The sequence below is a fragment of the Pseudomonadales bacterium genome, from assembly GCA_013215025.1.
In the GTDB taxonomy this organism is placed as follows: domain Bacteria; phylum Pseudomonadota; class Gammaproteobacteria; order Pseudomonadales; family DT-91; genus DT-91.
In genome coordinates this window covers 1-2498 of record JABSRR010000262.1, presented here as the reverse complement: position 1 = coordinate 2498, position 2498 = coordinate 1, and the positions used below count along the sequence as shown (strand labels likewise).

The window sequence follows — 2498 nt, the reverse complement described above, 5'->3', positions numbered from 1 at the left end:
TACAATCTATATTGACTGGGCTTTTTAAGCCTGTGATTGGGCTTAAAAATATAGCCGTGAGGCTTTGCTGCTGCGATAACAATGCAATAGCCGAAAGTTTTAAATAGGCTGCAAGTTTTAAACGGTGAATGGCAATAAACGCAGCTGATAGCGGCGATAAATAATGTTGCGGTTACCTGGGTGCGGCGGATAGTGAGTTGGCTCGCCAATATCTAATTTATAGCAGGGTATATTCGCTAGCCAGGGCTTGAGCCGTTTGGCCTGCTGCTGAAAATGATAAGCCTTGTCTTTGGCCTTAGCGCCGTAGGCCATTAGCACCGCATCGCTGGCGTCAATCGCTTGTTTTATATAGTCGGCACTATGCCGCGTGTTCAAACCGCGCTGATAGCGTTTTTGCGTGTCGATACGGCTGTATAAATTGACCATATAAAAGGCTTTAAATTGTGGATGTTGGCTATAAAGGTAATGCTCAAAATAAGCCAGTGTTTTATCAGCATGATGCTGATTGGCATGGCTGGGGTTTTGCCCAATGATGCATAGGATTTGCTGCCCACGCGGTTTACGAAACGGCAGATACAGACTATAACGATGTTTGCCATCGGCACTGAAGCAAGCCTGAATATATTGGCTGTCTATTGAAGCGTGGTGCGCGATGGCCGTTGTGCTGTTTTTTGTGTTGGACATATCTTTTGCATGGTTTAGGTATGTTCTTGGCAGGCTTAGGCTTTATGCTCATCCAGTGGCGCATTCGTCACGTTTGATAGTGTAGAACATAGCTGATTTCAGACTTAGGAACTTTGTGTGTATTCGATTTTAAAGGCGCTAAATTTAGACACTTTGCTGCGCTTGCGTTTAGCGCTGGATAAGCCCGAGCTGTATCACGATATTGATCAAGATATTCACGACCTTTATGCCTACCCAGAACGCCTGCAGTTTACCTACCCTGAGGAATGGCGCATTTTTGTGCGCCAGCAATTGGCTAAACGCAGTATTGCTGAAACCAGCTTGCACAGCTGGTTGCTGCATGAGGCTGAAACAATAACGGACGCTGAGCGCGATCAACTGCGGGCCTTAATCAACAGCAGTGCAGTTGATGCTGCAAAGGCTGCACAGTCTGATGCCTTGTCGGCATCTTCATCAGGCTCAGCTACTACTTCTAATTCGACTTCTATGTCGACTTCAAGCTCAACTCAAGCTGCAGCACAAACCTCGGCGCAGATACCTGAAAAGATACCAGAACAAAAAGCTGAACAGCCTTTATTATTGCGTTTATTGGCCGATAGTCAGCCGCGCTTTAATGAGGCACTGCAAGTGGTGCAGCAAGTTCAGCAAATTGCAGCTGCCGACGATGTGACCGCGATCACGCCTGCGCTTAAACAGCAGTTACAACAGCTGATGGACGACTAGGCTGTTAATACACCCGCAATAGCGAGTGTTTTATCGGGCTATTTAAAACGGCATTTTAAAGACAGGTTGTGTATGCGACTTCAGTTATGGCAAAGTTCTCTGCTTATTGCCGCTAGCTTGCTTAGCCAAATTGTAATGGCTGATGTAGCAAGCAAGGCCGATACACTGCAGGTTGAAGCATCGGCACTTGTGCAGCCTGTAAACCCGCTCACGGTTAAGCTGGCAAATGGGCTGCAGTTTAGCTTTGTAGCGCTGCCGGCAGGTGCGTTTCGTATGGGCGAGGCGAGAGGGCAGCGCGATGAGCGCCCGCTGCATACCGTTAAGCTTGCTGCATTTTATTTGCAAACGCATGAAGTAACCCGCGCGCAATATGCCGTGTTTGCCAAGCATCGCTCTGACAGTTCTATAGCCAGCGCTAACGACAGTTCAAAAGACAGCTCAAAAGACAGCTCAAAAAACAGCTCAACAGGCTGCTGGTTTTATGATGGTGAATGGCGATTCTCTGAAGCGCTTAATTGGCAAAACCCGGGTTATCAGCAAGCCGCCCATCACCCAGTGGTTTGCGTGAGCTGGTTTGATGTGCAGCAATTTATTGAGTGGCTAAATACACAGAGCACGGCTTTTCGTTTTCGCCTGCCTACTGAGGCAGAGTGGGAATATGCCGCAAGGGCAGGTAGCAGTGAGCGCTATTTTTGGGGTGAGTCGTCAGCCAAGCTTTGCACATACAGCAATATTGCTGACCAAACGATTTTAAGCCTATTTCCAACATTTAGTGCTGCAACATGCACGGACGGCTATATGCGCAGTGCGCCTGTAGGGCAGTTTGCGGCCAGCCCTTGGGGCCTGTTTGATATTTATGGTAATGCCTGGGAGTGGGTGCAAGATTGCTGGAATGCGCGATATGATTTTCAGCATTTGCAGGGTGAGGCTAGACTTCAGGGTGACTGTGATCGACGTGTATTTCGGGGTGGTGGTTGGGGCGATATACCGCGATTTGCGCGCTCAGCCTTGCGTAATCGCACCGCTGCCATCAATGCTAAAGACGATATTGGTTTTCGTTTGGTGCTAGAGCGACGCTAGTTAATTATTAG

3 protein-coding genes are annotated in these 2498 nt (G+C 48.2%); 2 read left to right on the top strand and 1 reads right to left on the bottom strand.

All coding sequences use genetic code 11. The annotated features are described in order from the left end of the window. Positions 1–117: 117 nt before the first annotated feature. Positions 118–684, bottom strand: a complete 567-nt coding sequence (locus HRU21_12675; GenBank protein ID NRA43144.1) for a DUF1643 domain-containing protein — start codon at positions 682–684, stop codon at positions 118–120. Between the two features lie 117 nt (positions 685–801). Here HRU21_12675 and HRU21_12670 point away from each other — a divergent pair, with 117 nt between their 5' ends. Both HRU21_12670 and HRU21_12665 read left to right on the top strand, forming a co-directional pair. After that, on the top strand, positions 802–1407 hold the full coding sequence (locus tag HRU21_12670; GenBank protein NRA43143.1) for a hypothetical protein: 606 nt from the start codon (positions 802–804) through the stop codon (positions 1405–1407). 72 nt (positions 1408–1479) lie between these two features. Continuing rightward, positions 1480–2487: an SUMF1/EgtB/PvdO family nonheme iron enzyme gene (locus HRU21_12665; protein ID NRA43142.1), complete on the top strand. Its 1008-nt coding sequence runs from the start codon at positions 1480–1482 to the stop codon at positions 2485–2487. Positions 2488–2498 lie beyond the last annotated feature (11 nt).

What these genes read in the sequence shown, in the direction of transcription:
- HRU21_12675 (NRA43144.1), bottom strand. Translation starts at nt 684, where the DNA reads ATGTCCAACACAAAAAACAGCACAACGGCCATCGCGCACCACGCTTCA.
- HRU21_12665 (NRA43142.1), top strand. Translation starts at nt 1,480, where the DNA reads ATGCGACTTCAGTTATGGCAAAGTTCTCTGCTTATTGCCGCTAGCTTG.